Source organism: Streptomyces sp. NPDC031121 (genome assembly GCF_055570615.1).
Window position 1 is genome coordinate 39432 of the sequence record NZ_JBVIGV010000007.1, and the last position, 25656, is coordinate 65087.

Genomic DNA, 25656 nt, shown 5'->3' on the forward strand with positions numbered 1-25656 from the left:
CAAACGTCAGCGGGCGGCTGCTGCCCCGACGAGAGGGTCCGAGGGCATGGCGATCCGGGCGGTGAACCCGCTGCGGGGCAGTGTCGGGATCCGCGACAGCGGGATCGACAGGTCCTGCGCGGGTACGTCCAGCCGGCAGCGGGCCAGCTCCCCGGCCAGCGCCGCGAGCACGCTGACGGTGATGTCCTCGCCCGGGCAGCGGTGCCCCCGCGCCGCGTCCCCGCCGCCCTGCGCGAGGATCAGGTCCACGGGCGGCCGCGGTCCGTCGAACCGGTCCGGCCGGAAGGCATACGGGTCCCCCCACAGCGCGGGGTCGTGGTGCTGCCCGTACACGTCGAGCAGGACCGTGCAGCCCGCCTCGACGGGCTCGCCGTGCCAGCTCGTGTCCCGGGCGGCCCGCCCGCCGACGAACGGCGCGAACGGGTAGAACCGGCGCACCTCGTGCGCGAACCGCACCCGGTGCGCGCCGGAGTCGTCGTCCCGCAGGGCGGGGGAGAGGCCCGGCTGCCGGTGCAGGGCGTGCGCGGCGAAGACGGCGAACCAGGCGATCGCCACGGTCGGCCGGATGACGTTCAGCAGCTCGACGGCGGCCGTCCGCTCGTCCAGCGGCAGCCCGTCCGCATCCCGGTGCTCCGCCACCGCCGCCACCGCCGACCCCGGCGGGGCCTTACGGCCGCCCCTCCGGACGGCCCCCACCAGGGCCGCCAGACTGCGCTCCTGCCGGGCGCGGGCCCGCCTGGCCCGCAGGTGGCGGGGGCCCGGTGTCGCGAAGCCGTCGACCATGGCGACGCAGTCGGCCGCCATCCGCCGCGCGTGCGCCTCGGCGAGCGGCAGCCCCGCCCAGGCGCACACCGAGCGGGCCAGGACGCAGGAGGCCTGCTCGAACAGGGCCACCTGCTCGCCCCGGTGCGCGGCCACGGCGGCCCGCCACTGCCCGACGACGGTGTCTGTCAGGGCGGCGACCCCGTCGGCGTCCTTCAGCAGGGCCGTGAACATCGCCTTCCGCACGCGGTGCGCCTCCCCGTCGAGGGTGTGCACGGCCCCGCGCCCGAACAGGGTGTCGAGCACCGGGCCCGGGACGGCCGCGCGCCGCACGATGTTGTCGTCGTCGTAGAAGAACGGCACGGCGTCGGGCCCGTGCAGCGCGACGGCGGGGCGGCCCAGCAGCCGCGTCCGCACCAGCGGGCGGTCCTCGGCCCGCAGCAGGTCGGGCAGCCAGGCATAGCCGTGCAGCAGCAGCGGCAGCGTGCTGTCGGGCAGGCGGACGGAACGGTGGTGTAGTGGGTTCACGGTGCGGCGGCTACCCGGACCGGGAGGTTCCACACGCGGTCCGGCCGCACGTCCCCCCAATGCGTCGCCGCGGCCGCCCCGGGTAGGCGCGGGGCATGTCTGTTCCCATGCGTTCAACACCTCCCCTTCCGACTCCGGCGACGACCGTGTTCACGGCGGCGGGCGGCCCGCCCCGGGCCCGCCTGCTGCCCGGGAAGGCGGGGTGGTCGTGATGCGGGTCGTCGTGACGGGAGCCACCGGAAACGCCGGCACCAGCGTGGTGCGGGCCCTGGCCGCCGACCTGCGGGTCACCGACGTCGTGGGCATCGCCCGGCGCCGCCCCGCCCTCGACATTCCCGGCGTGCGCTGGGTGGCCGCGGACATCGACCCCGGCCACTCGGACCTGACGGGGATCTTCGAGGGGGCGGACGCCGTCGTCCACCTGGCCTGGAAGTTCCAGCCCACCCACGACCCCGTCGAGACGTGGACGACCAACGTGCTCGGCGGCATCCGCGTCTTCGAGGCCTGTGCCCGTGCAGGCGTCCGCACCCTGGTGCACGCCTCGTCCGTCGGCGCGTACGCCCCCGGCCCGCCCGACGGGCGGCCCGTCGACGAGAGCTGGCCCACCCACGGCTGGCCGGGCGCCGCCTACACCCGGGAGAAGGCCTACCTGGAGCGCTACCTGGACGGCTTCCGGCACACCCACCCGGAGATGCGGGTGGTCCGGATGCGGCCGGCCTTCCTGTTCAAGGAGGCCGCCGCCAGCGAACAGCGGCGGATCTTCGCCGGCCCGCTCCTGCCGTGGTGGCTGGTCCGGCCGGGCCTGCTGCCCGCCCTGCCGGACGTGACCGGCCTGCGCTTCCAGGCCCTGCACACCGACGACGCCGCGCAGGCGTACCGGGAGGCGGTGTTCCGCCCCGTGCGCGGTGCGTTCAACCTCGTCGCCGATCCGGTCCTGGACATGGCGGCCGTGGCCCGGCTCCTGCACGCCCGCACGGTCCCGCTGCCCGCCGGAGCCGCCCGGGCGGCCCTGTCCGCGGCCTGGCGGATGCGCCTCGTGCCCGCCGCCCCCGGCCTGCTGGACGCCTTCCTGCGGCTGCCGCTGCTCGACGCCGGCCGGGCCCGCGAGCAGCTCGGCTGGACGCCGACCGCCACGGCCACCGAGGCCGTCGCCGACTTCCTGACGGGTCTGCGCCGCGGGGCGGGCCTGGAGACACCGCCGCTCGCCGCCGCCGGAACCCCCGCCCGCAGACACGAGCGCTGACCCCCGCCGCTCGCGGACCGGACGGCTCAGGCGACCCACGCGGAGGTGAGGCCCTGGACCGCGGAGCCGTCCACGTCGGCCAGCTTGGCGCCGACGAACTCCCGCGCCCAGTCGGTGGTCTGGATCCGGAACGACGGCTCCGCGGCGGTCAGCGCCTCCATGACGGACTCCGCGGCCGCCTCCGGCGTCTGCGCGGTGCCGTCCAGGAACTGCGCGACCGTGCGGTCGACGTACGAGCGCAGGGCCCGGGTGTACGCACCGGCCTCCAGGCCGCCTTCCGGGTCGATGCCGATGTTGTTGACGAACTCGGTGGCCACGGCGCCCGGTTCGACCACCGACACGGCCACGCCCAGGGTGCGGGCGACGGGGGCGAGGCTCTCCATGTAGCCCTCGACGGCGAACTTGGCCGCGCAGTACGCCTCGTTGAACGGCTGGCCGACGACACCGCCCACGCTGGTCACGGTGACCAGGCGGCCGCCGGCCGCCCGCAGGTGGGGGAGCGCGGCCTTGGACACGTTCAGCACGCCGAAGAAGTTGACCTCCATCACCGCGCGGATGTCGGCGAGGGAGTCGTTCTCCAGGGTGCCCAGGTGGCCGGCGCCCGCGTTGTTGACGACGGCGTCGAGGCGGCCGTGGTCGGCGACCACTCCGGCGACGGCGGCGGAGACGGACGCCTCGTCGGTGACGTCGAGCTGCCGGATGTCGAGTTCCACGCCCGCATCGGCGGCGGCCTTGCGCAGCGCGTCCGCGCGGGAGGGGTCGCGCAGCGTGGCGACCGTACGCCAGCCGGCGCGGGCGGCGGCGACGGCCGCGGCGAGGCCGATGCCGGAGGACGTTCCGGTGATCAGGACGGTCCGTCCGGATCCGGAGCCGGCAGAGGTGTGAGCGGTGGCGGATATATCGGTACTCCTCGGGATGTTTCATTCTGTGCGTGCACACACAACATACATTCCTGTGTGTGCACACGCAACCCTCCCTATACTCGGATCCATGCCGAAGAAACTGACCCAGGCCGAGATGCCCGCCGAGGACTACGCCTTCTACGGCCTCGTGTGGGCCGGCACCGTCATGACCGAGCGCGTCGACCGGGCCCTCACCAAGGCGCACGGCCTGCCCGTGTCCTGGTTCGAGGTCATGCTGTGGCTGGCGTCCAGCCCGGAGCCGGTGCCCGCGTCCGTCCTCGGCAACAGCACCATGCTCAGCCGCAGCCAGGTCTCCCGGGTCGTGGACGCCCTCCAGGCCCGCGGCCTCGTCACCCGCACGCCCTCGGCGCGCGACGCCCGATCCGTCGAGATCTCCCTCACGGACGAGGGCCGCGAGGTCTTCGCCGCGGCCGACGACACGCGCCGCGCGGCCCTCGCACCGGTCTTCACCGACCTCCTCGACGACCGGGACCTCGAAGCCCTGGGCACGGTGTGGCGCAAGCTGAAGGCGGAGAAGGAACGTCTCGCCCAGGAGCCGCCCGCCGGCTCCTGACCCCGCCGCCCGGGGGAACCGCGGCGCCGGCCCGCCGGGGGAGCGCCCTGTCCGGGCCCGGGGATGGTTGGCTGCCCGGATGAAGTACTTCGTGGCGGTGCTGGCGAACCAGGCGGACTACGACGCGATGGAGGGCAGGGCCTCGCCCGCCTCCCCGGCCTGGAGCAGCGACGACATCACGGCGATGTTCGCCTTCATGAGCGGACTCAACGAGGAACTCGCGGCCTCCGGCGAACTCGTGGACGCCCAGGGCTTCGGGCCGCCCTCCGAAGCCCGGTTCGTCACCGGCGCCCCCGGCCGTGAACCGGCCGTCACGGACCGCCCCTACGCCGACACCGAGGTCGTCACCGCCGGCTACTGGCTCCTGGACTGCTCCGGCCTCGACCGCGCCACCGAGATCGCGGCCAGGATCACCCAGTGCCCCGTCCCCGCGGGCTCCCCCGAGTACCCGGTGGTCATCCGCCCCGTCGGCGAGGCCCCGTCCGCCTGAGCCCTTCTCCGTCCTGCCCCGCGCCACAGGGCGGGACGGAAGCACCGAGAGGGTTGCCGCGGGCCCGCCCGGCTGAACCGCAGTGGAGCAGGCGGTGTTGGATGGCGCCGTGGTGAGACGGAAACGAGCGAAGAAGCAGCCGCCCTTCGGCCTGCCGAAGGGCATCATCCTTCTGGCGACGGCGGAAGGCTGGCGCCACAGTGTCCTCACCGTGGAGGGCGGGATGGCCTGCGGGGCGCTCCCCGACGTGCAGGTCCATGCCGACCCCGCGTACGCGCGGGCCGCCGCGGCCGCCATGGTGGTGGGTCTCGCGCGCGACTTCCACCAGATTGATGTCGAAGTGACCTGGGACCCGCCTCGGGAGCCCTGGTCGTGGACCGGTCAGGTCACCCTCGCGGCACCGCCGCCGGACGCCGGTGGTGCCACGGGGGGTTGACCCGTCACCGCCAGACGGTGTTCATCAGGATGATCGCCGCCAGGTCGGCCAGGATGACCGAGAGGGTGGCGATGACCACGGCCCAGGCCCGCTGCGACTCGGTCCGCTGCATGTGGCGCCTCCCGACGGGACGCAGGTCCCGGCCGGACCCTCCGGCCCGCGGCCCGGCTGCCTCCGGGTGTGGCGTCCCTGCATCCAGCCGACCACGATCCGCGCCGTCCGGCTCCCCGACCGGCCCGTTCGGGGCCCGGCGGCGGCCCTCCGCGTTACAGCTCGGGGCGGTGGCCCGGGTACAGGACCAGCAGCCATTCGTCGCCGCGGGTCTCCACGGCGAATCCCGCGCCTCGGAAGGCGGCCGCCAGCGCCAGGCCGAACGCGTGCCGCAGGCCCGGCAGGTCCGGCCGGGAGCGGTCCCGCCGCCGGGCGCGGGCCGGACCCCGGCGCCGTGCGCGCAGCCGGGGCAGTTCCTCCGGCATCCAGCCGACCATCACGCCGCGGGCGTGCCGGACGACGTGGACGCCCTCCGCCCCGGTCGTGGCCTCCGTGAAGCCCGCATCCGCCAGGACGGCCCGCACCGCGGCCGCGAACTCCGCTTCCTGATCTTCCACGCAGCGCACTGTAGCCGCGGGACGCTTCCGCACGGCGCACGGGCGGCCGGACCCGCCGCGTCGCGACCGGCTGCCGCCCCCTCCGCAGATCGGGCGGAAACCGGCATGGGCGCGCATCACCGCGGGCGCGCCGGGCAAGGGCGGACCGAGGGCGCCGACCGGTGCCCGCGGGGGCGGCGGGGCCGTGCAGGCCCCCGTCGACTCCCGGCGGATCAGACAGTTCGCGAGAATGGGGAGACACGCCATGTCGCATGTGAAGGAATCGATCGAGGTCGACGTCCCCGTCCGGACGGCGTACGACCAGTGGACGCAGTTTGAGTCGTTCCCGCAGTTCATGGACGGTGTGGAGCGGATCGAGCAGCGCACGGACACGCTGACCCACTGGGTGACGAAGATCGCCGGCGTGGAGCGGGAGTTCGACGCGGAGATCACCGAGCAGGTGCCCGACCGCAAGGTCGCCTGGGTGACCGTGGGCGGCACGGCCGAGCAGTCCGGCGTCGTCACGTTCGAGCCGATCGACCCGACGCACACGCAGGTCACGCTCATGATGGACTTCGAGCCCGAGGGGATGGCGGAGAACATCGGCGACAAGCTCGGCTTCGTCGACCGCCGGGTCAAGGGCGACCTGACGCGGTTCAAGCACTTCATCGAGGACCGCGGCACGCCGACCGGCGAGTGGCGCGGCCGCGTCTGACACGACCGTGCGGCCGGATCCGGCGCCCGCCCCCGCGGGCCGCACGCCGGATCCGGCCGCGGGCCGGGCTTACGCCGGGTCCTCCGGCCGGGCGGGAGGTTCCGGCTCCGAGCCCGCGGCGGACGGCTCCCCGGAACCGCCGGCCCCCGCCTCCGCGGCCCCGTTCTCGCCCGCGTGGGCCCGCAGGTGGACCACCACCGTGTTGGCGACGGCCACCAGCGGCACCGCCACGACCGCCCCGCCGATCCCGGCGACCAGCCCGCCGGTCGCCACGGCCAGGACCACCGCGAGCGGGTGGACCCGCACGGCCCGCCCGAGGATGAACGGCTGCAGCACGTGGCCCTCGATCTGCTGCACGACGAGCACCACCAGCAGCGTCATCAGCGCGGTGAACACGCCCTGCGTCACCAGCGCCACGACCACGGCGAGCGCCCCCGAGACGACGGCGCCGACCAGCGGCACGAAGGACGCCATGAAGATCACGACGGCGATCGGGACGGCGAGCGGCACGCCCAGGAAGTAGATGCCGATCCCGATGAACAGGGCGTCGATGAACGCGACGATCAGCGTCCCCCGCACGTAGGCGGTGAGCGTCCGCCACGCCAGCGGGCCCGCGCCCGACACTCCGGGCCGCGCCGCGGCCGGCACCAGGCCCAGCGTCCACCGCCAGATGCGCGGGCCGTCGTACAGCAGGAACAGCGTGCAGAACATCGCCAGGAGCATCCCCGTGATCACCTCGACGAGGACGGTCACGCCTTGCAGGCCGGTCGACGTGATTTCGCTGGTGCTCGTCCCGATCGCATCGCTCAGGCTCGACGCGACATCGCTGATCTGCTGCTCGGTCACGTGCAGCGGGCTGTTCAGCAGCCACCGCTTCAGCTCCTCGATGCCCTCCTGGAGCCGGTCCCCCAGGTTCCCCAGGTTGTCCGACACCTGCCAGGTGATGAACCAGCCGATCAGGCCCAGGACGCCGAACCCGCACAGCGCCGTCACCGCGGTGGCGAGCCCCCGCGACAGCCCGGCCCGGTGCAGCCGCGCGACGGTGGGCTGGAGCAGGGCGGTGACCAGCAGCGCCGCGACGAACGCCAGGACGACCAGCCGCACCGACCCGATCACCTGCATCACGACCCACACGGCGGCCGCGAGCACCAGGAACCGCCAGCCGGCCTCCGCCGCGACGCGCACCCCCCACGGCACCGCAGCCGCCGGGTCCGCGGCACGCGAACGGTCCCGGCGGGCCTCGGCCCGCGCCCGTTGCCGTGCCGCCCGCTCCTCGGCGTCGTAGCGGGCCTGCACCCGCGCCCGGCGTTCGCCGAGCGCGGTCGCGCCGGCCTTGACACGGCCGGGCCAGTTCCGGATTCCGGGCATTCCCACGCTCCTTCCGTCCGCCACCCGTCTGCCCCGCATCCATGGGATCAGGCGGCGGGCCCGAACCGGCCCGGGCGGACGGAGGAGTCCCCCGTCCGGCCGTCATCCGGGCGGGTGCCCAGCGGATGCCCGGCGGCCCGGCCCGCGTCAGGCTGCGGTCAAGGCCCGCCATCACCGCACAGACGAGGATCCAGCCATGTCCCACCTCCGGCGTACCGGCGTCATCTCCGGGGCGGCACTGCTCGTGCTCGCGGCCACGGCCTGCTCGGCCGGCAAGACCACCGTCGGCGAACTCACCTTCCGGGCCCACGACTCCCCGGTCGAGCTGACGTACTCCAACACCCCCGTGCAGGGCTGCCACCGGATCCGCCTCCCCCGCGGAGCGGCACACGTGGAGAACAACACCCTCGTCGACGTCATCCTGTACCGGACCCCCGGCTGCCAGAAGGTCGAAGGCAGCGACGAGGGCACCTACATCCCCATGTCCAGCGCGAACGTGACCGCTCCCGACACCCTGCCCTGGCGCAGCTTCACCGTCGTCCACTGACCGGCCGCACCACGCGGCCGACGGCCGCCGCGGACTGTCCCGACCGGGTGTTCCGGCGGGCCCGTCCGGGGCACTCCGCGGGGCGTCCGGATGCGGCGCCCGCCGGAGGAGGGGGATCCTGGCTGTGTGACCGGGAGAGAGGCGTGATCCGGCGCCGGACCACCGCCCGCGGGACTCCGTACCGGCCGGCCGGCCGACGCGCCCGCTCCGGTGCGCCCCCGGCCGCGGACGGGCCCGCGCACCGCAGGGAGCCCACATGAACGGGACCGCCGGCTACGAAGGCCTCCACGGCCCCCTCGACGTGTCCCGGGCGGCCGTGGCGGTCCTCGACGGCGAAGGCCGCATCGTCGGCTGGAGCCCCGCCGCCGCGGACCTGCTCGGGTACGCCCCGTCCGACGTCCTCGGCCGCCGCTTCGCCGCACTCGCCGCCGACCCCGGACCGCCCCCGCTCACACCCGGCCTCCGGGCCGTGATGCGGCTGCACCACCGCGACGGCGGCCCCGGCCGGCGGACCGCCGTCGCCGTCCACCCCCTCACCTCCGCGTCCGAGGACCACCGCGGACCCGCCGCCCCCGCCCGCCGGCAGCCCGCCCGCCTGCTCGCCATGGCCGACGCCGACGCCGCAGACCACTGGGACGCCCTCCAGTCGATGCTGCACGGCCTCGCCACCCAGTCGCCGATCGGCCTGGCCATCTACGACACCGACCTCCGCGTCGTGTGGACCAACGCGGCCCTCCGCAAGGAGATGGGACCCGCCGACTACGCCGGGATCGGCCCGGACGACATGGTCGCCGACGGGGCGGTCGTCTCCCCCGGAATGCCCGGCACCCTGGAGGAGGTGATGGCCCGGGTCCTCGCCACCGGTGGGCCCGTCACCGACCTGCACTACAAGGGCCGCCCGCCCTCCGCCCCCGACCGCGACCACGTCTGGTCGTGCTCCTACTACCGGCTCGAAGGCCCCGAGGGCACCCCCCTCGGGGTGTGCGAGGAGACCTTCGACATCACCGACCGCTACCTCGCCCAGCAGCGACTCGACCTGCTCGTACGGGCCGCCCGGCGGGTCGGCACCACCCTCGACATGGGCCGCACCGCACACGAGTTCGCCAACGTCGCCACCCCTGAGTTCGCCGACGCCGTCACCGTCGACGTACTGGAAGCCGTCCTCCGCGGCGAACGGCCGCGCCCCGAAACCGAGGGCGACACCGCCTCCGTCCGGCTGTGGCCGCCCGAGCACCCCGCGGCGCCCGCCGCGCCCGACCCGCACGAGCCGGGCACGCTGACCGTGCCCCTGCGCACCGAGGGAACCGACCTCGGCCGGGTCACCTTCACCTGGCGGCACCGCACCGGCCCCTTCGACCCCGGCGAGCTGGCCGTCGCCGGGGAACTCGCCGCCCGGCTCGCCGTGTGCGTCGACAACGCCCGCCGCTACACCCGCGAACACGCGGCCGCGCTCCTCCTCCAGCGCAGCCTGCTGCCCCGGCTCCTGCCGCAGCTGTCCGCCGTGGAACTCGCCTACCGCTACCTGCCCGCCGACATCGGGGCCGGCGTCGGCGGCGACTGGTTCGACGTCATCCCCCTGTCCGGAGCACGGGTCGGCCTCGTCGTCGGGGACGTCGTCGGCCACGGCCTCAGCGCCGCCGCCACCATGGGCCGGCTGCGCACCAGCGTGCGCGTCCTCGCCCGCATGGACCTGGCGCCCGACGAACTCCTCACCCGCCTCGACGACCTCGTCACCCAGGACACCGACGAGCGGGCCGCGCCGCGCACCGCGGGGGAGGAGCTGCCCGACGCCGGGGGATTCGGCGTCACCTGCCTGTACGCCGCGTACGACCCCGTGTCCGGGACGTGCACGACGTCGCGGGCCGGGCACCCCCTGCCCGCCGTCGTCCGCCCGGACGGCACCGTGACGTTCCCCGAGCTGCCCTCCGGGCCGCCCCTCGGACTCGGGGGGCTTCCCTTCGAATCCGCGGAGCTGACGCTGCCGCCGGGCAGCCTGCTCGCCCTGTTCACCAACGGCCTCGTCCAGGGCCGCGGCCGCGACCTCGACGAGCAGCTCGGCGTCCTGGGCACGGTCCTCGGCCGGCACGACCGGCCGCTGGACGACCTCTGCGACGACGTCGTCGAGGCGCTCCTGCCGGGACCGGCCGAGGACGACGCGGCACTGCTGCTGGTCCGCACCCGGGTCCTCGGCCGGCAGCAGGTCGCCTCCTGGGACCTGGACGACGACCCGCGGGCCGCCGGCCGGGCCCGCGCCGCCGCAGCCGCCCAACTGCGCGACTGGGGGCTCGACGAGCTGGTGTTCACCACCGAGCTGGTGGTCAGCGAACTCGTCACCAACGCCGTCCGGTACGCCTCCGGAGCCCCCGTCCGGCTGCGCCTGATCCGCGACCAGACCCTCATCTGCGAGGTCTTCGACAGCGGCCACACCTCACCGCACCTGCGGCACGCCGCCGGCGACGACGAGGGGGGCCGGGGCCTGTTCATCGTGGCCCAGACGACACAGCAGTGGGGCACCCGCTACACCGGCGCGGGCAAGGTCATCTGGGCGGAGCAGGCCCTGCCCCCGCGCCGGTCGGCGGAACCGGACCCGCCGCCCGCATAGCGGGCCGTCCGGGCCGGCCGGCAGCGCGCGCCGCCGGCCGGCCCGGACCGGGCCGGGCCGTCACACGAGGTCGAAGCGGTCCAGGTCCATCACCTTGGCCCACGCGGCGACGAAGTCGTCCACGAACTTCCGCTTCGCGTCGTCGCTCGCGTAGACCTCGGCGAGCGCCCGCAGCTCGGAGTTCGAGCCGAAGACCAGGTCCACCCGGCTGCCGGTCCACCTCAGCTCGCCGGTGGCGGCGTCCCGGCCCTCGAAGGTGTGCGCGTCCGGCGAGGTCGGCTTCCAGGCCGTGCCCAGGTCGAGCAGGTTGACGAAGAAGTCGTTGGTGAGCGCGCCGGGCGTCCGGGTGAAGACCCCGAGCCCGCTCTCCCCGTGGTTCGCGCCCAGGACGCGCAGGCCGCCGACGAGGACCGTCAGCTCGGGCGCGCTCAGCGTGAGCAGGTTCGCCCGGTCGAGCAGGAGCAACTCGGCGGGCAGCCGGTGGCCCTTGCCCAGGTAGTTGCGGAAGCCGTCCGCGACCGGTTCGAGCGCGGCGAAGGACTCGGTGTCGGTCTGCTCCTGGGAGGCGTCGACCCGGCCCGGCGCGAAGGGGACCTCCACCGCGAAGCCCGCCTCCTGCGCGGCCCTCTCGACGCCCGCCGCGCCCGCCAGCACGATCAGGTCGGCGAGCGAGACCTCCTTGCCGTCCGTCCGGCCGGAGTTGAAGGACTCCTGGATCCCGGTCAGGGTCCGCAGCACCCGGGCCAGCCGGTCCGGCTCGTTCACCTCCCAGCCGATCTGCGGCTGCAGGCGGATGCGCGCGCCGTTGGCGCCGCCCCGCTTGTCGCTGCCGCGGAACGACGAGGCCGACGCCCATGCCGTCGACACCAGCTCCGCGACGGTCAGCCCGGAGTCGAGCACGGCGGCCTTGAGGCCGGCGATGTCGGAGGCGTCGACGAGTGCGTGCGTCCGTTCGGGCAGCGGGTCCTGCCACACCAGGGTCTCGGAGGGGACCTCCGGGCCGAGGTAGCGCGCGACGGGGCCCATGTCGCGGTGCGTCAGCTTGAACCAGGCGCGGGCGAAGGCGTCGGCGAACGCGGCGGGGTCCGCCAGGAAGCGCCGCGAGATCCGCTCGTAGACCGGGTCGAAGCGCAGCGACAGGTCGGTGGTGAGCATCGTCGGGGCGTGCGCCTTCGCCGGATCGTGCGCGTCGGGGACGGTGCCCGCGCCGGCGCCGTCCTTGGGCCGCCACTGGCGGGCGCCCGCCGGGCTCTCGAACAGCTCCCACTCGTAGCCGAAGAGGATCTCGAAGAAGCTGTTGTCCCAGGCGGTGGGCGTGGTCGTCCAGGTGCCTTCCAGGCCGCTGGTGATGGTGTCGGCGCCCTTGCCGGTGCCGAAGGTGTTGTGCCAGCCGAGCCCCTGCTGCTCCAGCGGGGCGCCCTCGGGGTCGGCACCTACGTGGTCCGCCGGGCCCGCGCCGTGGGTCTTGCCGAAGGTGTGGCCGCCCGCGATGAGGGCGACGGTCTCCTCGTCGTTCATCGCCATCCGCCGGAACGTCTCGCGGATGTCGCGCGCGGCCGCGACCGGGTCCGGATTGCCGTTGGGGCCTTCCGGGTTGACGTAGATGAGGCCCATCTGGACCGCGCCGAGCGGCTCCTCCAGCTCCCGGTCGCCGCTGTAGCGGCGGTCGTCGAGCCAGGTGGTCTCGGGACCCCAGTAGACGTCCTCGTCCGGCTCCCAGACGTCCGCGCGACCGCCGCCGAAGCCGAAGGTCTCGAAGCCCATCGTCTCCAGGGCGACGTTCCCGGCGAGGATCATCAGGTCGGCCCAGGACAGGCTCTGCCCGTACTTCTTCTTCACCGGCCACAGCAGGCGGCGGGCCTTGTCCAGGTTGGCGTTGTCCGGCCAGCTGTTGAGCGGGGCGAAGCGCTGCTGGCCCGCGCCCGCGCCGCCGCGGCCGTCGCTGATCCGGTAGGTGCCGGCGCTGTGCCAGGCCATGCGGACGACGAACGGGCCGTAGTGGCCGAAGTCCGCCGGCCACCAGTCCTGGGAGGTGGTCAGCACCTCGGCTATGTCCCGCTTCACGGCCGGCAGGTCGAGTGCCCGGAACGCGGCGGCGTAGTCGAAGTCCTCGCCGAGCGGGTTGGCCACGGCGGGGTTCTTCGCGAGGATCTTCAGGTTGAGCCGCTCCGGCCACCACTGGCGGTTCCCGCCGCCCTGGGTCGGGTGCGGGGCGCGCCCGTGCGCGACCGGGCAGCCCCCGCCCCCTTCCGTCTTCGCGTCTACGACGATTGCGTCATCGTTCTCAGGCATGGGAATCCTTCCGGATCAGGTGGATCGCGGTGCTCAGGAACTGCCGGCGGTGGAACGGCGGGGCACGGGCTCCGGCGGGTGGCCTCGGCCCGGTGCGTCCCGGCAGGACGGCGCGGAACGCCCAACTCGGCCTGTCCGCCCGGGCCTTGGTTGTCGCCGGAAGCGATCCTACGATGGACGAAGTCCAAGTCAATGCGGCAACCAGATCCGAATCAACTCGGCATTCGGACATGCACATTTAGGCTGGTGGGGCATGAGCGACCTGGTGGGACGGCTGCGCGCACGCGGCTGGCGCATGACGGCGCAGCGGCGGGTGGTCGCGGAGGTGCTGGACGGCGAGCACGTCCACCTGACGGCGGACGAGGTGCTGGCGCGGGCCACCGCCCGGCTGCCGGAGGTCTCCCGCGCGACCGTGTACAACGCCCTCGGCGAACTGGTGGCGCTCGGCGAGGTCGCCGAGGTGGCGACCGACGGGCGCGCCAAACGGTACGACCCCAACGCCCGCCGCCCGCACCAGCACCTGGTGTGCTCGGGCTGCGGGGAGATCCGCGACGTCCACCCGGACGGCGACCCGCTGGCGGCGCTGCCCGCCTCCGAGCGGTTCGGCTTCGCCGTCTCCGGCGCCGACATCGTCTACCGCGGCCTGTGCCCCGCCTGCGCCGCGATGTGACGGGCGCGGCGGCGGGCAGGGCGGCGCCCCGGCCGATACCGCGTGCGCGCCCCAGGACGGTTCACGGCCGGCGGCTCTCCCGCGGACGGGCCGCGCTCAGCAGCGCCGCCGTCGACGCCATACGGCCCGGCGGCTCCCACGTCCAGGTGCGGACGGAGTCGAAACCGGCCACCCGTACGCTGTCCGCGAGCGTGGGCAAACCCCCGCGCAGCCACCTCAGGTGCGTACAGAGCAGGATCCGGCCGCCCGGGCGCAGCACTCGCCGGAGTTCCGCGAGCGCTGCGGGCACGTCCGGCCAGAGCTGAACGTTGTTCACGGCCATCACGATGTCGACGGAGCCGTCCGGCAGCCCCGTACGGTCGGCGGTGCCGGCGGCCAGGCGCAGCCGGCCCCGCGCGATCGCCCCGGCGCAGCGGCGCCCGGCCGCGGCCAGCATCACCGGGGAGGGGTCGACGCCGACCACGTGGGCCGAACGTCGGGCAGCGGCCTCCAGCCCCACCCCCGGGCCGGGGCCGACGACCAGGACGACGTCCCGCTCGGCCGGTGCGGCCACCAGCACGGCATGGCGCTCGGCGGCGGCGTTGCCGCGAGCCATCAGACGGCCGCCGAGCCGCCCCAGCAGCCCGCTCGGCCTGCCGAACGCCCGGACCAGGACCCAACGCACGACGCGTTCCACACCGTCCATCACAGCACTGCTCCGGGCGCGCGGCCCCTTCAGGTCCCCGCCGGCGGCGGTCAGTGGTGGGCGTGCACCACGGCGTGGCCCCTGCCGCGGCCGATCATCCACTTGTTGATCGGCGTGGTCACCACGAAGGCCACCGCGAAGCCGCCCAGCAGCGCCGCCCAGAACAGGCCGTCGTCCAGATGGGCGTCCATGGCGCCCGGCGTGAGGGCGATGACGGCGTTGTCGACGAACTCCATGACGGCGATCGACACGGTGTCGGCGGCCAGCGCGACCTTGACCGCGGCCTTGAGCGTCAGGCCGGACCTGACCACCGCGAACAGGGTGAACGAGTACCCGAACAGGAACGCCAGGGCGATGGCCAGCACCATCGTCTGCACGTTCCCCCAGGCCAGGGCGGTTCCGATGACCATGCCGAGGATCTCGCCGATGGCGCACCCCGTCAGGCAGTGGAGGGTCGCCCGGACAGCCGTCCCCCACGTCGCCCCGGCGTGGGCGACGGGCCCGGCGTGACCGGGGTGTGCGGCGTGTCCGATCCGGCCCGTGTGGCCGATCTGACCGACGTGGCCGATGTGGCCGCGGTCTCCACCGTGGTCCCTTTCGCTGCTGCCGTCCATGACGCAACCTTCCCCATCCCGTCCGACGGTCGGACACGCGGGTGCCCCGCGCCCACGCCGGAGAACGCAATACCCCGCGGGGGTATTCCGCTCGCAGGTTCACAGAGTCTCCGGATCCTCCGGCTCCGCGGGATCCTCCATGGCCAGGACGAGGGCCAAGTGCTGGAGGATCTGCTCGCTGGTCTCCATCGGCTCGCCGCCGTCGTGCGCATCGGCCAGCGCGTCGAAAGCGAGCAGGAAGCCGTTCACCAGGGCACTCAGCGGCTCGGACAGCTGCTCCAGGACCGCGCAGCCCGCCTCCGCCGCCGTCGCCCCGGCAGGGACGACGAAGCTGGCGGGCATGGCCTCTCCCAGCAGATCGGAGACCAGCTGCTCCTCGACACCCGACCTCACCGCCGTGATCGCGGCGATCGCCCGGAGCTTGACCTCGTTCTCCCTCATCGGCGGCCTACGTCCTGTCGTCCGCGGGGTGCGCTGCGAACCGCCGCGCACCCTCCTCGTCGGCGGTGCGCGCGTCCAACACCACGGTGATCGTCTTCCCGGCCCCGCCGGAGCCGCCCGCCCGCACGTCCAAGCGCTCCGCCAGGCTTTTGACCATCTGCCAGCCGAAACGGCCGGGAACCGACGCGGGGGAGGGCCGGTCGACGGGGAACCGGGGATCCGCGTCCGAGACCTCGACCACGGCCCGCGGCGGCCGGCAGCGCACCCGGAACGCGGTGGTCCCGCCGGCATGGCGCCGCGCGTTCGACACCAACTCGCTCACCACCAGCAGCACGGCGTCGATGTCGAAACCCACGACGCCGCGCGCGGACAGGACGGCCCGGGCGATGCGCCGGGCCTCCTCACAGGTGAGGCTGCTGTGCCCGCTGAGCGGTCCCATGCCCCAGTCCTCCCTCCGGCACGAAAAACCCCGGACGGCGCTGCCCCTGTCCCGCACTCGGCGGCGACCCGTCGGGCGCGCCCCTCGCAGGAGCGTCTGTCCTGACCGCCGGAGCCGAAACCGGCAACCGGCGACACGTGCGACAGCCGGTGGTTCGTCCTGCGGACGACGAAGGCCCGCTGTTTCGCTGCCGAGGCTGCGGGGCCTCCGCAGCGGCGCGGAGCATTTTCATTGTCGACCCCCGGACGGGTGGAGGTGGGATCCCGATGATCGCTCCGCTGCACCCCGACCACCGCGTTCAGGCCCCCGCGCCGGCCCGGATGCTCCTCACCCTCGACGGCCTGCCCGGGGGCCGCACCGCTGCCCTGGTCGTCGGCGAGATCACCGACACCACGGCACCGCCCCTGCGGCGCAGCCTGCTCGCCGCACTCGGCTCCTCAACCGGGGGCGTCGACCTCGACCTGTCCGCCGTCGCCTTCTGCGACATCGCAGGCCTCCACCTGCTGCTCAACCTGCACGCCCGCGCCCTCGAGAAGGGCGGCACCCTCCGCGTCACCGCGGCCTCCCCCCTCGTCCGGCAACTCCTCGAAGCCACTGCCCGCTGGACCCGGCTCGCCGCCGACCCCGCATCCGCGGGCCCCTCGCTCCTGCTCACCACCGAACTGCGCCGTGTCCTCGTACGGCCCGGGGGAGCGTCTCCGGTCCTGCGGGGCGCAGGCGGCTCCCTCAGGGTGCGCATCGAGGGGGCCACGGCGACGGTGACCTGGCCGGCTGTCCCCTCCGGAGCCACCGCCGACGGCACAGGACAGCGCCTCGCCCGAGCGGCGGTCGCCTCGGCCCTGCACCGGGCGGGCCTTCGCACCGTACGCCACCGCTCGGCGGCGGCCCCCGGAGCACGAACGGCCCTGTTCGGGCCGCCCGCGGCTCGGCGGGGGCCGAGATGACAGCCTGCTGCGGGGCGTGACGGCGCGGGCACACGATCAGCCGAAACGCCGCTTCCGGGGCCTCGGGCTGCTCATCAGCTGCCGCCCGGAGTCCACAGGTCCGCCAGGCGGGCCGTCCCGGGGCCGATCCCGTCCCAGGGGCGGGTCACGGTCAGCACGGCGACGGAGGACGTGGGAAACGCGTGGTCGAGGTGCTTGCGCAGCTTCTTGTCGCCGCTCCCCGCCAGGGCGGCCGCCAGCTCGTGGACGGCCGGATTGTGGCCGACCAGGAGGACCCCGTACAGCTCGGGAGCCTGCCGGCGCAGTACGGCGAGCAGCCCGCCCGCATCGGCGTGGTAGAGCTCCTCCGTGTAGTAGGCCGGCGGCGGGGCGGAGAGGTGCGGCAGCATCATCTGCCAGGTGCGGCGCGTCCGCAACGACGTCGAGGACACGGCCAGGTCCACCCGGTGCCCCGACTCTTCCAGCCACCGCCCGGCCTCGCCGGCGTTGCGACGACCGCGCGCGGTCAGATCCCGGTCGGGATCGTCCGCGGCATCCTTGGGCACGGCCTTCCCATGCCGCACGACGACGATCAGCCGCCGGTCACGCCCACCGCTACCACTCACGGCGCACCTCCGTTCCACCCCGGTGCTGGCGTGTGCCCGGGGGGCGGGGGGCCAAACGCGGGGTGGGGTGGGGGCGGGGGCCGTGTGGTCGGGGGCGGTGCATGCCGGGGGTGTCCCGGCCGATCCGACGCCCGAAGGCCTTCGCGAACCGGACAGCGCCTGCGAAGCGGCGGCTCACGCCGGTTGTTTCCCCGCCGCGGTCGGGTTCGTCGGGCGAAGCCCCGCAGGCGGTTGACGTCCCGGTCGCCGATCGGCGGCTCACCCGGATGCCGCATCCGCCGTGCCGGGGGCGGGTGGCGCGGGCAGTGTGGGCAGGGCCGCTCACGGCCCCGTCCGGCGCCTCGTGCCGTACGGCAGCCGTACGGCACGCCCGGGGTCGCGGCCGTACCGGCCGGCCCCGCGCCCGACCCGGAGGAGAACCCCCATGGCACCCTTGCCGGACCCCCGCTGGAGGCATGCCGTCGTCACCGGCGGCGCGGGATTCGTGGGCTCGCACCTGTGCGCCGCCCTCCTCGCCGAAGGCACCGACGTGACCTGCCTCGACGACTTCAGCACCGGCCTGCCCGACAACACGGCCGACCTGCACGGCCACCCGGGCTTCACGCTGCGCCGGGTCGACGTCAGCCGGCCGTTCACCGTCGACCGTCCGCCCGACCTGGTGCTGCACCTGGCCTCCCCGGCGTCCCCCGCCGACTACCTCCGGCTGCCGCTGCACACCCTGGACGCCGGCAGCCTCGGCACCCGCAACGCCCTGGAGCTGGCCCGCCGCAGCGGCGCCCGGTTCGTGCTCGCCTCCACCTCCGAGGTGTACGGGGACCCGCACGAGCACCCGCAGAGCGAGGCCTACTGGGGCAACGTCAACCCGGTGGGGCCGCGCAGCGTCTACGACGAGGCCAAGCGGTTCGGCGAGGCGCTCACCACCGCGCACGGCGCCGCCCACGGCACCGACACCTGCATCGTCCGGCTGTTCAACACCTACGGGCCCGGAATGCGCGGCCACGACGGGCGCGCCGTCCCCACGTTCGTCCGGCAGGCCCTCGACGGCGAGCCGCTCACCGTGACCGGCGACGGCCGGCAGAGCCGCTCCCTGTGCTACGTCGACGACACCGTCGCCGGGATCCTCGCCGCGGCCGCCCACGGCATGCGCGGCCCCGTCAACATCGGCAACCCGGACGAGATCACCATGCTGGACCTCGCCCGCCGCATCATCGAACTCACCGGCTCCGCCTCGCAGATACGCTTCATCGCCCGCCCCGTCGACGACCCGGCGGTCCGCTGCCCCGACATCACGCTCGCCCGCGGGAAGCTCCAGTGGGAGCCGCGCACCGGCATGGCGGACGGCCTGCGCCGGACCATCGCCTGGTTCCGGGCCCGCAACGGCAGCCCGGACCGCCGCTCCGCGCCGAGCCCCTCCGGAAACTGAAGGACGGTCAGCCATGCGCGTCCTCGGCATCAACGCCCTCTTCCACGACCCCGCAGCCGCCCTCGTCGTCGACGGCCGGACCGTGGCCGCCGCCGAAGAGGAACGGTTCAGCAGACGCAAACACGGCAAGCGGCCCGTGCCGTTCTCCGCGTGGGAACTCCCCGTCGAATCCGCCCGCTGGTGCCTGCGCAAGGCCGGCCTCCGCCCGGAGGACCTCGACGCCGTCGCCTACTCCTACGACCCGCAGCTCGCCCGGGCCGCCGACGCCATGGGACTGGACGACCCCTGGGACCACCTCCGCCAGACCTACGCCCGCGAAGCCCCCGGCTTCCTGGCGTCCGCCCTCCCCGGACTCGACCCCGCCAAGGTCCGCTTCGTCCCCCACCACATGGCGCACGCCGCCTCCGCCGCGTTCGCCGCCGACCGGGCCGAGCGCAGCTCCGTCCTCGTCCTCGACGGCCGCGGCGAACGCGCCTCCCACCTCGCGGCCCGGCGCACCGGCGCCTCCCTGGAGCCCCTCTGCGCCCAGGAACTCCCCCACTCGCTCGGCCTCGTGTACGAGGAGCTGACCGCCCATCTCGGGTTCCTGCGCTCCTCCGACGAGTTCAAGGTGATGGCCCTCGCCTCGTACGGCACCCCGCGGATGCTTCCCGAGCTGCGGCGCCACGTCCACCCGACCGGCGACGGCGGGTTCCGGGCCACGGCCGTCCCCTGGCACGAGTTCTGCCCGCCGCGCAGCCCCGACGAGCCGTGGACGCGCGAGCACGCCGACACCGCGGCCTCCGCGCAGGCCGTGCTGGAGGAGACCCTGCTCGACCTGGTGCGCTGGCTCCACGGCCGCACCGGCGACCGGACGCTCACCCTGGCCGGCGGCGTCGCCCTCAACTGCGTGGCCAACTCGCGGATCGCCCGCGAGGGCCCGTTCGACCGGGTGTGGGTCCAGCCCGCCGCGGGCGACGCCGGTACGGCGCTGGGCGCAGCCCTCCTCCTGGCCGCCGGCGCCGGCGACGACACCCGTCCGATGGACGGCGCCGACCTGGGCCGCGAATGGTCCGACGCCGAGCTCGGGGCCTGGCTGAAGTCCGCGGGCGTCCCCTTCGACCGCCCCCCGGACATCGCCGCCGCCGTCGCCGAGGCCCTCGCCGACAACGCCGTCGTCGCCTGGTTCCAAGGCCGCTCCGAGTACGGGCCGCGCGCCCTCGGGCACCGCTCGCTGCTCGCCCACCCCGGGCACGCCGGCAACCTCGAACGGCTCAACGACGTCAAGGGCCGTGAGCAGTTCCGGCCCGTCGCCCCAATGGTCCTCGCCGACCGGGCCGCCGAGCTCTTCGACGGCCCGCTCCCCAGCCCGTACATGCTGTTCGTGCACGACGTGCGGCCGGGCTGGGCCGAGCGGATCCCGGCCGTCGTCCACGTCGACGGAACCGCCCGCATCCAGACCGTCGACGCCGCCCGCGAACCCCTCGTCGCCCGCATGCTGGAGGCGTTCGAGCGGCTCACCGGGCTGCCCGTCGTCGTCAACACCAGCCTCAACACCGCCGGCCGGCCCATGGTCGACGATCCGCACGACGCCCTGGAGTGCTTCGGCTCCTCGCCGGTCGACCTGCTCGCCATCGGCCCGTACGCCGTCCGCCGCGGCGCCATGTTCCGCACGTCCCCCGAGGGGTGGTCCGCATGACGGCACCCGCGCCCCGCTACGCCGTCGTCATCCCGACCGTCGGCCGCCCCCAGCTGACCGCCTGCCTGGAGGCCCTGGCCGCCACCCGCGGCCCCGGCCCCTGCCGGATCGTCGTCGTCCACGACCGGCCGGGCCCCGGCGGGACCCTGCCGCCCCTGGACGTCCCCGAGGCACTGGCGGCGCGGACCCTCGTCGTGCCCGGGGCGGCCCGCGGGCCCGCCGCCGCCCGGAACGCCGGCTGGCGCGCCGCAGGCCCCGTCCCCTGGGTCGTCTTCCTCGACGACGACGTGGTGCCCGGCCCCGACTGGGCCGAGGCGCTCGCCCGCGACCTCGCGGCCGCCGGTCCGGAGACCGCCGCGGTCACCGCCCGGATCGAGGTGCCCCTGCCGGAGGACCGGCGCCCCACCGACTGGGAGCGCTGCACCGCCGGCCTGGCCACCGCCCGGTGGATCACCGCGGACATGGCGTTCCGCACCGCCGCCCTGCACGCCGCCGACGGCTTCGACGAGCGGTTCCGGCGGGCGTTCCGCGAGGACGCCGACCTGGCCCTGCGCCTCCAGGCCGGCGGCTGGGCGCTCGCCGAGGGCACCCGCCGCACCCGGCACCCCGTCCGGCCCGCCGACCGCTGGATCTCCGTCCGCACCCAGGCCGGCAACGCCGACGACGTCCTCATGGACCGGCTCCACGGGCGCGGCTGGCGGCGGCGCGCCGCCGCCCCGCTCGGCCGCCGCCCCGCGCACCTGGCCGTCACCGCCGCCGCCTGCGCGTCCGCGGTGTGCGCCCTCCTCGGCCGCCGCCGCGCCGCCGCCTGGTGCGCGGCCGCCTGGCTCGCCGGCACCGCCGAGTTCGCCGCGGCCAGGATCGCGCCCGGGCCCCGTACCCGTGACGAGGTCCTCACCATGGCCGCGACAAGCCTGCTGATCCCGCCCGCGGCCGCCTGGCACTGGGCCCGCGCGCTCGCCGCGCACCGGCGGGTCCCGCCCACCCCCGCGGCCGGCCCCCCGCCCGCCCCCTCCCCGGCCGGGCGGCACACCGCCGCCGCCCCGGCAGGTGCGCCGTGAGCGCCCGCACCCCGGCCCCGGCGGCACCGCCCGACCCCGGCCGGGGCGGACCCTGGCTGTGGACGGGGCCCCCGGCGGCCGGACCGGCGCACCGGGGCCTGCCCCAGGCCGTCCTCTTCGACCGCGACGGCACCCTCGTCGACGACGTCCCCTACAACGGCGACCCCCGCCTCGTCCGGCCCGTGCCCACCGCGCGCGAAGCCGTGGCGGTCCTGCGCCGGCTGGGCGTGCCCACCGGCGTCGTCAGCAACCAGTCCGGTGTCGGCCGCGGCCTGCTGACGCGCCACCAGGTCCGCGCCGTCGCCGACCGCGTCGACGCGATCCTCGGCCCGTTCGGGGCGTGGGCCGTCTGCCCTCACCGGCCCGAGGACCGCTGCCGCTGCCGCAAGCCGGCCCCCGGCCTCGTCCTCGCCGCCTGCACCGCCCTGGGCGCCGACCCCGACCGCACCGTCGTCATCGGCGACATCGGCGCCGACGCGGCCGCCGCCCGGGCCGCCGGCGCACACGCCGTCCTCGTGCCCACACCGGCGACCCGCCCCGAGGAGGTCCGGGCCGCCCGCCACACCGCCCCCGACCTGCTGGCCGCCGTACGCCTTGCACTCGCACTCGCCCTCCGCCCCGGCCCGGCCCCCGGCCGGTCGGCCGCCCACCCGGGAGGCAGGCCGTGGTGAGGCTCCCGCGCACCCTCGTCGTGCGCCTCGACAGCGCCGGCGACGTCCTCCTGTCCGGCCCCGCCGTCCGCGCCGTCGCGGCCGGCTCCTCCTACACGGCCATGCTGTGCGGGCCCCAGGGCGCCCCTGCTGCCGCGCTGCTCCCCGGCGTCGAGCGGATCCTCGTCCACCACGCGCCGTGGGTGGGGTTCGCGCCGCCGCGGACCTCCCGCGAGGAGTGCGACCTGCTGCTGGACGCGCTCGCCGCCGACCGCTTCGACCGGGCGCTGATCCTCGTCTCCCACCACCAGAGCCCGCTGCCCGCGGCCCTGCTGCTGGCGCTCGCCGGGATCGAGGAGACCGCCGCCGACTGCACCGACTACCCCGGCTCGCTGCTCTCCCTGCGCCACCGCCGCCGGCCCGGCCGCCACGAGGCGGAAGCCGCCCTCGACCTGGCGCGGGACTTCGGCTACCCGCTGCCCCCCGGCGACGACGGAGCGCTGCGGATCCTGGAGCCGCCCGAGACCGTCGGCCTCACCGGCCCCGACCCCTACCTCGTCGTCCACCCCGGCGCGGCCGTCCCGGCCCGGGCCTGGAGCCCGGAACGGGCCGCCGGAGCGGTGGCGGCGCTGCACGCCGCGGGGCACCGCGTGGTGGTCACCGGCGGGCCCGCCGAGCGGGAGCTGACCGCCCGAGTCGCCGGCCGGCACGCCCTCGACCTCGGCGGCGGCACCCGCGACCTGCACGAGCTCGCCGGAGTGCTGGCCGGCGCCCGGGCGGTCGTCACCGGCAACACCGGCCCCGCCCACCTGGCCAGCGCCGTCGGCACCCCCGTCGCCTGCCTGTTCGCGCCCGTGGTGCCCGCCGAGCGCTGGCGCCCGTACGGCGTCCCGCACGTCCTGCTCGGCGACCAGCAGGCCCCGTGCGCCGCGACCCGCGCCCGCACCTGCCCGGTGCCCGGCCACCCCTGTCTGGACTCCGTACGGGACGAGGAGGTCCTCGCGGCCGTGGCCTCGCTCCTCGGCGCCGCGCCCGGCCGCCCGTCCGACCGCGACCGGTGCGCGACCGCCGGCGTCCGCCGCGCAGCAGCCCCCGACCTAGGAGCAGCACGGTGAACATCCTCCTGTGGCACGTGCACGGCTCATGGACCACCGCCTTCGTCCAGGGTCCCCACACGTACCTGGTGCCCGTCACCCCCGACCGCGGCCCGGACGGCCTCGGCCGCGCCCGCACCTTCGACTGGCCCGAATCGGTCCGCGAGGTCACGCCCGAGCAGCTCGCCGGCACCCCCGTCGACGTGGTCGTCCTCCAGCGCCCGCACGAGTGGCGGCTCGCCGAGCAGTGGCTCGGCGGCCGCCGCCCCGGCAGGGACGTGCGGGCCGTCTACCTGGAGCACAACGCCCCCGACGGCTCGGTTCCCTCCACCCGGCATCCCGCGGCCGACCGCGACGACACCGTCCTCGTCCACGTCACCCACTTCAACCGGCTGTTCTGGGATTCCGGCAGCACCCGCACCCGGGTGATCGAGCACGGCATCGTCGACCCCGGGCACCGCTACACCGGCCGGCTGGCCCGGGCGGCCGTCGTCGTCAACGACCCCGTACGGCGCGGCCGGTACACCGGCACCGATCTGCTGCCCGCCCTCAGCGAAGCTGCCCCGCTCGACGTGTTCGGCATGCGCACCGAGGGCCTCGCCGGGCACCTCGGACTGGACCCGGACCGCTGCCGCGGCCGCGACCTGCCCCAGGCTCGGCTGCACACCGCCATGGCCGAACGCCGCCTGTACCTGCACCCCGTCCGCTGGACCTCGCTCGGGCTGTCCCTCCTGGAGGCCATGCACCTCGGCATGCCCGTGGTGGCGCTGGCCGCCACCGAGGCCGTGGCCGCCGTCCCGCCCGGCACCGGGGTCCTGTCGACGCGTCCCGAGGAGCTGGCCCGCGCGGCCCGCCACTACCTGAACGAACCGGAAGCCGCCGTGGAGGACGGCGCCCGCGCCCGCCGGGCCGCGCTCGACCGGTACGGCCTCAAACGCTTCCTGTCCGACTGGGAGCACCTGCTCACGGAGGTACGGTCATGACGCCCCCCGCCCGTTACGACCGCGGCCGCCCGCTGTCGATCGCCCTGGTCTCCGAGCACGCGAGCCCGCTGGCCGCACCGGGCACGGTCGACGCGGGCGGGCAGAACGTCCACGTCGCCTGCCTGGCCGGCGCCCTCGCCGACCGGGGCCACCGCGTCACCGTCCACACGCGGCGCGACTCCCGGGGCCTGCCCGACACCGCGGAACTCCGCCCCGGGGTTCGGGTCCACCACGTCGACGCCGGGCCGCCGCAGCCGGTGCCCAAGGACGAACTGCTCCCGCACATGGGCGCCTTCGCGGCCCGGCTGCTGGCCGACTGGAGGGCCGCACCGCCGGACGCCGTGCACTCCCACTACTGGATGTCCGGGGTCGCCTCGCTCACCGCGGCCGGCGCGCTCGGCGTCCCCGTGCTGCACACCTACCACGCCCTCGGCACCGTCAAGCGGCGCCACCAGGGCGCCGCCGACACCAGCCCCGCACAGCGGATCCCCCGGGAGCGCGACATCGGGCTGCGCTGCGACCGGATCCTCGCCACCTGCCGCGACGAGGTCGGCGAGCTGATCCGGATGGGCGTCCCCGAGGACCGCGCCGACGTGGTGCCCTGCGGTGTGGACCCGGCGCGGTTCCACCCCGACGGCCCGGCCGCCCCCCGGGACCCTGCACACCCCTACCGGCTGCTGCAGCTGGGCCGGCTGGTGCCCCGCAAGGGCGCCGCCGTGTCCATCGCCGCCCTGTCCCGGCTCCCCGGCGCCGAGCTCGTCGTCGTCGGCGGACCGCCCGCCGGGCACCTCGACCGGGACCCCGAGGTGATCCGGCTGCGCGCCGCCGCCCGGCAGGCCGGGGTCGCCGACCGGGTCCGCTTCGCCGGCGGCCTCAGCGGCGCCGACGTCCCCGCCGTGCTGCGCAGCGCCGACGTGGTGCTCTGCCCCGCGGACTACGAGCCCTTCGGCATCGTCCCGCTGGAGGCGATGGCCTGCGGCCGTCCGGTCGTCGCCAGCGCCGTCGGCGGCCAGCTGGACACGGTCGTCCACGGGGAGACCGGGCTGCTGGTGCCGCCCGGCGACCCCGCCGCCCTGGCCCGCGCCGTGTCCCGGCTGCTGACCGCCCCGCTGCTGCGGGCCGAGTACGGGACGGCCGCCCGCCGCCGGGCCGTCGCCCGCTACGGCTGGGACCGTGTCGCCGCCGCCACCGAGGCCTCGTACCGGTCGGTCCTCGAACGCCGCTCCCGGGCCGCCGCAGCCGCCCTCGGCGCACGCCGCCCCGCGCCCGCCTGAACCGTCCCGCGCGACCGGAAGGAGGTGAGGCCGACCGCGACCCGCGGGC

The 25656-nt window shown here is 75.7% G+C and carries 26 protein-coding genes; 16 read left to right on the top strand and 10 right to left on the bottom strand.

Annotated features, from left to right (window positions below; translation table 11 throughout):
• Positions 1-6 precede the first annotated feature (6 nt).
• The gene (locus ACZ462_RS14265) at positions 7-1290 is read right to left on the bottom strand and encodes a cytochrome P450 (protein ID WP_467808645.1); all 1284 of its coding nucleotides are present in this window, start codon (positions 1288-1290) and stop codon (positions 7-9) included.
• A gap of 211 nt (positions 1291-1501) precedes the next feature.
• Between ACZ462_RS14265 and ACZ462_RS14270 the strand changes: the two genes are divergently transcribed.
• Complete coding sequence (locus ACZ462_RS14270; protein WP_467808646.1) at positions 1502-2533, top strand: NAD-dependent epimerase/dehydratase family protein; 1032 nt, start codon at positions 1502-1504, stop codon at positions 2531-2533.
• A 26-nt stretch (positions 2534-2559) separates the two neighbouring features.
• Here the strand turns inward: ACZ462_RS14270 and ACZ462_RS14275 are convergent, their stop codons facing one another.
• A complete protein-coding gene (locus ACZ462_RS14275) occupies positions 2560-3432 on the bottom strand; it encodes an SDR family NAD(P)-dependent oxidoreductase (RefSeq protein ID WP_467808653.1) in 873 nt (290 codons plus the stop codon).
• 91 nt (positions 3433-3523) lie between these two features.
• On the opposite strand from ACZ462_RS14275, the gene ACZ462_RS14280 reads away from it, so the two are divergent.
• The 3 genes from ACZ462_RS14280 to ACZ462_RS14290 all read left to right on the top strand — a co-directional run bounded on the left by ACZ462_RS14280 (position 3524) and on the right by ACZ462_RS14290 (position 4935).
• Positions 3524-4009 (top strand): MarR family winged helix-turn-helix transcriptional regulator, encoded by a 486-nt coding sequence (locus ACZ462_RS14280; RefSeq protein WP_467808647.1) that lies wholly within the window; start codon positions 3524-3526, stop codon positions 4007-4009.
• Positions 4010-4088: 79 nt separating this feature from the next.
• Positions 4089-4499: a YciI family protein gene (locus ACZ462_RS14285; protein ID WP_467808648.1), complete on the top strand. Its 411-nt coding sequence runs from the start codon at positions 4089-4091 to the stop codon at positions 4497-4499.
• A 112-nt stretch (positions 4500-4611) separates the two neighbouring features.
• The gene (locus ACZ462_RS14290) at positions 4612-4935 is read left to right on the top strand and encodes a hypothetical protein (RefSeq protein ID WP_467808649.1); all 324 of its coding nucleotides are present in this window, start codon (positions 4612-4614) and stop codon (positions 4933-4935) included.
• Positions 4936-5201: 266 nt separating this feature from the next.
• On the opposite strand, the gene ACZ462_RS14295 is transcribed toward ACZ462_RS14290, so the two are convergent.
• The gene (locus tag ACZ462_RS14295; protein ID WP_467808650.1) at positions 5202-5543 is read right to left on the bottom strand and encodes a hypothetical protein; all 342 of its coding nucleotides are present in this window, start codon (positions 5541-5543) and stop codon (positions 5202-5204) included.
• Positions 5544-5787: 244 nt separating this feature from the next.
• Here ACZ462_RS14295 and ACZ462_RS14300 point away from each other — a divergent pair, with 244 nt between their 5' ends.
• Positions 5788-6237 (top strand): SRPBCC family protein, encoded by a 450-nt coding sequence (locus tag ACZ462_RS14300; protein ID WP_467808652.1) that lies wholly within the window; start codon positions 5788-5790, stop codon positions 6235-6237.
• A gap of 69 nt (positions 6238-6306) precedes the next feature.
• On the opposite strand, the gene ACZ462_RS14305 is transcribed toward ACZ462_RS14300, so the two are convergent.
• The gene (locus tag ACZ462_RS14305; RefSeq protein WP_467809974.1) at positions 6307-7605 is read right to left on the bottom strand and encodes an AI-2E family transporter; all 1299 of its coding nucleotides are present in this window, start codon (positions 7603-7605) and stop codon (positions 6307-6309) included.
• A 196-nt stretch (positions 7606-7801) separates the two neighbouring features.
• On the opposite strand from ACZ462_RS14305, the gene ACZ462_RS14310 reads away from it, so the two are divergent.
• Together ACZ462_RS14310 and ACZ462_RS14315 are read left to right on the top strand one after the other, a co-directional pair.
• The gene (locus ACZ462_RS14310; protein WP_467809975.1) at positions 7802-8152 is read left to right on the top strand and encodes a hypothetical protein; all 351 of its coding nucleotides are present in this window, start codon (positions 7802-7804) and stop codon (positions 8150-8152) included.
• 256 nt (positions 8153-8408) lie between these two features.
• Positions 8409-10754, top strand: a complete 2346-nt coding sequence (locus tag ACZ462_RS14315; protein ID WP_467809977.1) for a SpoIIE family protein phosphatase — start codon at positions 8409-8411, stop codon at positions 10752-10754.
• Between the two features lie 60 nt (positions 10755-10814).
• On the opposite strand, the gene katG is transcribed toward ACZ462_RS14315, so the two are convergent.
• Positions 10815-13046: a catalase/peroxidase HPI gene (katG, locus tag ACZ462_RS14320; protein WP_467807898.1), complete on the bottom strand. Its 2232-nt coding sequence runs from the start codon at positions 13044-13046 to the stop codon at positions 10815-10817.
• A 253-nt stretch (positions 13047-13299) separates the two neighbouring features.
• Here katG and ACZ462_RS14325 point away from each other — a divergent pair, with 253 nt between their 5' ends.
• Positions 13300-13716: a Fur family transcriptional regulator gene (locus ACZ462_RS14325; protein WP_467807900.1), complete on the top strand. Its 417-nt coding sequence runs from the start codon at positions 13300-13302 to the stop codon at positions 13714-13716.
• Between the two features lie 61 nt (positions 13717-13777).
• Here ACZ462_RS14325 and ACZ462_RS14330 read toward each other — a convergent pair whose 3' ends face one another.
• The 4 genes from ACZ462_RS14330 to ACZ462_RS14345 form a co-directional block, all read right to left on the bottom strand.
• Positions 13778-14401 (bottom strand): class I SAM-dependent methyltransferase, encoded by a 624-nt coding sequence (locus ACZ462_RS14330; RefSeq protein WP_467882746.1) that lies wholly within the window; start codon positions 14399-14401, stop codon positions 13778-13780.
• 50 nt (positions 14402-14451) lie between these two features.
• On the bottom strand, positions 14452-15015 hold the full coding sequence (locus tag ACZ462_RS14335) for a DUF4396 domain-containing protein (protein ID WP_467807902.1): 564 nt from the start codon (positions 15013-15015) through the stop codon (positions 14452-14454).
• Positions 15016-15114: 99 nt separating this feature from the next.
• The gene (locus ACZ462_RS14340) at positions 15115-15456 is read right to left on the bottom strand and encodes a hypothetical protein (RefSeq protein ID WP_467807903.1); all 342 of its coding nucleotides are present in this window, start codon (positions 15454-15456) and stop codon (positions 15115-15117) included.
• Positions 15457-15463: 7 nt separating this feature from the next.
• Complete coding sequence (locus ACZ462_RS14345; protein ID WP_467807904.1) at positions 15464-15895, bottom strand: ATP-binding protein; 432 nt, start codon at positions 15893-15895, stop codon at positions 15464-15466.
• Between the two features lie 266 nt (positions 15896-16161).
• On the opposite strand from ACZ462_RS14345, the gene ACZ462_RS14350 reads away from it, so the two are divergent.
• Positions 16162-16839, top strand: coding sequence for an STAS domain-containing protein (locus tag ACZ462_RS14350; RefSeq protein WP_467807905.1), 678 nt, complete (start codon positions 16162-16164; stop codon positions 16837-16839).
• 74 nt (positions 16840-16913) lie between these two features.
• On the opposite strand, the gene ACZ462_RS14355 is transcribed toward ACZ462_RS14350, so the two are convergent.
• Positions 16914-17444 (bottom strand): SixA phosphatase family protein, encoded by a 531-nt coding sequence (locus tag ACZ462_RS14355; protein WP_467807906.1) that lies wholly within the window; start codon positions 17442-17444, stop codon positions 16914-16916.
• A gap of 424 nt (positions 17445-17868) precedes the next feature.
• Between ACZ462_RS14355 and ACZ462_RS14360 the strand changes: the two genes are divergently transcribed.
• The 7 genes from ACZ462_RS14360 to ACZ462_RS14390 are packed head-to-tail and all read left to right on the top strand — an operon-like array spanning position 17869 to position 25607.
• Positions 17869-18867, top strand: a complete 999-nt coding sequence (locus ACZ462_RS14360) for an NAD-dependent epimerase/dehydratase family protein (RefSeq protein ID WP_467807908.1) — start codon at positions 17869-17871, stop codon at positions 18865-18867.
• Positions 18868-18880: 13 nt separating this feature from the next.
• On the top strand, positions 18881-20545 hold the full coding sequence (locus ACZ462_RS14365) for a carbamoyltransferase family protein (RefSeq protein ID WP_467807909.1): 1665 nt from the start codon (positions 18881-18883) through the stop codon (positions 20543-20545).
• Entirely contained in the window at positions 20542-21606 is a 1065-nt protein-coding gene (locus ACZ462_RS14370; protein ID WP_467807911.1) for a glycosyltransferase family 2 protein, read from the top strand. The genes ACZ462_RS14365 and ACZ462_RS14370 overlap by 4 nt, the downstream gene beginning before the upstream one ends.
• The gene (locus tag ACZ462_RS14375) at positions 21603-22277 is read left to right on the top strand and encodes a D-glycero-alpha-D-manno-heptose-1,7-bisphosphate 7-phosphatase (protein WP_467807912.1); all 675 of its coding nucleotides are present in this window, start codon (positions 21603-21605) and stop codon (positions 22275-22277) included. The genes ACZ462_RS14370 and ACZ462_RS14375 overlap by 4 nt, the downstream gene beginning before the upstream one ends.
• Positions 22274-23371: a glycosyltransferase family 9 protein gene (locus ACZ462_RS14380; RefSeq protein WP_467807990.1), complete on the top strand. Its 1098-nt coding sequence runs from the start codon at positions 22274-22276 to the stop codon at positions 23369-23371. Before ACZ462_RS14375 ends, ACZ462_RS14380 begins: the two co-directional genes overlap by 4 nt.
• Positions 23368-24333 (top strand): glycosyltransferase, encoded by a 966-nt coding sequence (locus ACZ462_RS14385; protein ID WP_467807914.1) that lies wholly within the window; start codon positions 23368-23370, stop codon positions 24331-24333. Before ACZ462_RS14380 ends, ACZ462_RS14385 begins: the two co-directional genes overlap by 4 nt.
• Positions 24330-25607, top strand: coding sequence for a glycosyltransferase (locus tag ACZ462_RS14390; RefSeq protein ID WP_467807917.1), 1278 nt, complete (start codon positions 24330-24332; stop codon positions 25605-25607). Before ACZ462_RS14385 ends, ACZ462_RS14390 begins: the two co-directional genes overlap by 4 nt.
• Positions 25608-25656: the final 49 nt, after the last annotated feature.

What these genes read in the sequence shown, in the direction of transcription:
- ACZ462_RS14285 (WP_467808648.1), top strand. Translation starts at nt 4,089, where the DNA reads ATGAAGTACTTCGTGGCGGTGCTGGCGAACCAGGCGGACTACGACGCG.
- ACZ462_RS14340 (WP_467807903.1), bottom strand. Translation starts at nt 15,456, where the DNA reads ATGAGGGAGAACGAGGTCAAGCTCCGGGCGATCGCCGCGATCACGGCG.
- ACZ462_RS14310 (WP_467809975.1), top strand. Translation starts at nt 7,802, where the DNA reads ATGTCCCACCTCCGGCGTACCGGCGTCATCTCCGGGGCGGCACTGCTC.
- ACZ462_RS14270 (WP_467808646.1), top strand. Translation starts at nt 1,502, where the DNA reads ATGCGGGTCGTCGTGACGGGAGCCACCGGAAACGCCGGCACCAGCGTG.
- ACZ462_RS14300 (WP_467808652.1), top strand. Translation starts at nt 5,788, where the DNA reads ATGTCGCATGTGAAGGAATCGATCGAGGTCGACGTCCCCGTCCGGACG.
- ACZ462_RS14350 (WP_467807905.1), top strand. Translation starts at nt 16,162, where the DNA reads ATGATCGCTCCGCTGCACCCCGACCACCGCGTTCAGGCCCCCGCGCCG.
- ACZ462_RS14325 (WP_467807900.1), top strand. Translation starts at nt 13,300, where the DNA reads ATGAGCGACCTGGTGGGACGGCTGCGCGCACGCGGCTGGCGCATGACG.
- katG (WP_467807898.1), bottom strand. Translation starts at nt 13,046, where the DNA reads ATGCCTGAGAACGATGACGCAATCGTCGTAGACGCGAAGACGGAAGGG.
- ACZ462_RS14305 (WP_467809974.1), bottom strand. Translation starts at nt 7,605, where the DNA reads ATGCCCGGAATCCGGAACTGGCCCGGCCGTGTCAAGGCCGGCGCGACC.
- ACZ462_RS14370 (WP_467807911.1), top strand. Translation starts at nt 20,542, where the DNA reads ATGACGGCACCCGCGCCCCGCTACGCCGTCGTCATCCCGACCGTCGGC.
- ACZ462_RS14335 (WP_467807902.1), bottom strand. Translation starts at nt 15,015, where the DNA reads ATGGACGGCAGCAGCGAAAGGGACCACGGTGGAGACCGCGGCCACATC.
- ACZ462_RS14330 (WP_467882746.1), bottom strand. Translation starts at nt 14,401, where the DNA reads ATGGACGGTGTGGAACGCGTCGTGCGTTGGGTCCTGGTCCGGGCGTTC.
- ACZ462_RS14360 (WP_467807908.1), top strand. Translation starts at nt 17,869, where the DNA reads ATGGCACCCTTGCCGGACCCCCGCTGGAGGCATGCCGTCGTCACCGGC.
- ACZ462_RS14345 (WP_467807904.1), bottom strand. Translation starts at nt 15,895, where the DNA reads ATGGGACCGCTCAGCGGGCACAGCAGCCTCACCTGTGAGGAGGCCCGG.
- ACZ462_RS14390 (WP_467807917.1), top strand. Translation starts at nt 24,330, where the DNA reads ATGACGCCCCCCGCCCGTTACGACCGCGGCCGCCCGCTGTCGATCGCC.
- ACZ462_RS14280 (WP_467808647.1), top strand. Translation starts at nt 3,524, where the DNA reads ATGCCGAAGAAACTGACCCAGGCCGAGATGCCCGCCGAGGACTACGCC.
- ACZ462_RS14315 (WP_467809977.1), top strand. Translation starts at nt 8,409, where the DNA reads ATGAACGGGACCGCCGGCTACGAAGGCCTCCACGGCCCCCTCGACGTG.
- ACZ462_RS14365 (WP_467807909.1), top strand. Translation starts at nt 18,881, where the DNA reads ATGCGCGTCCTCGGCATCAACGCCCTCTTCCACGACCCCGCAGCCGCC.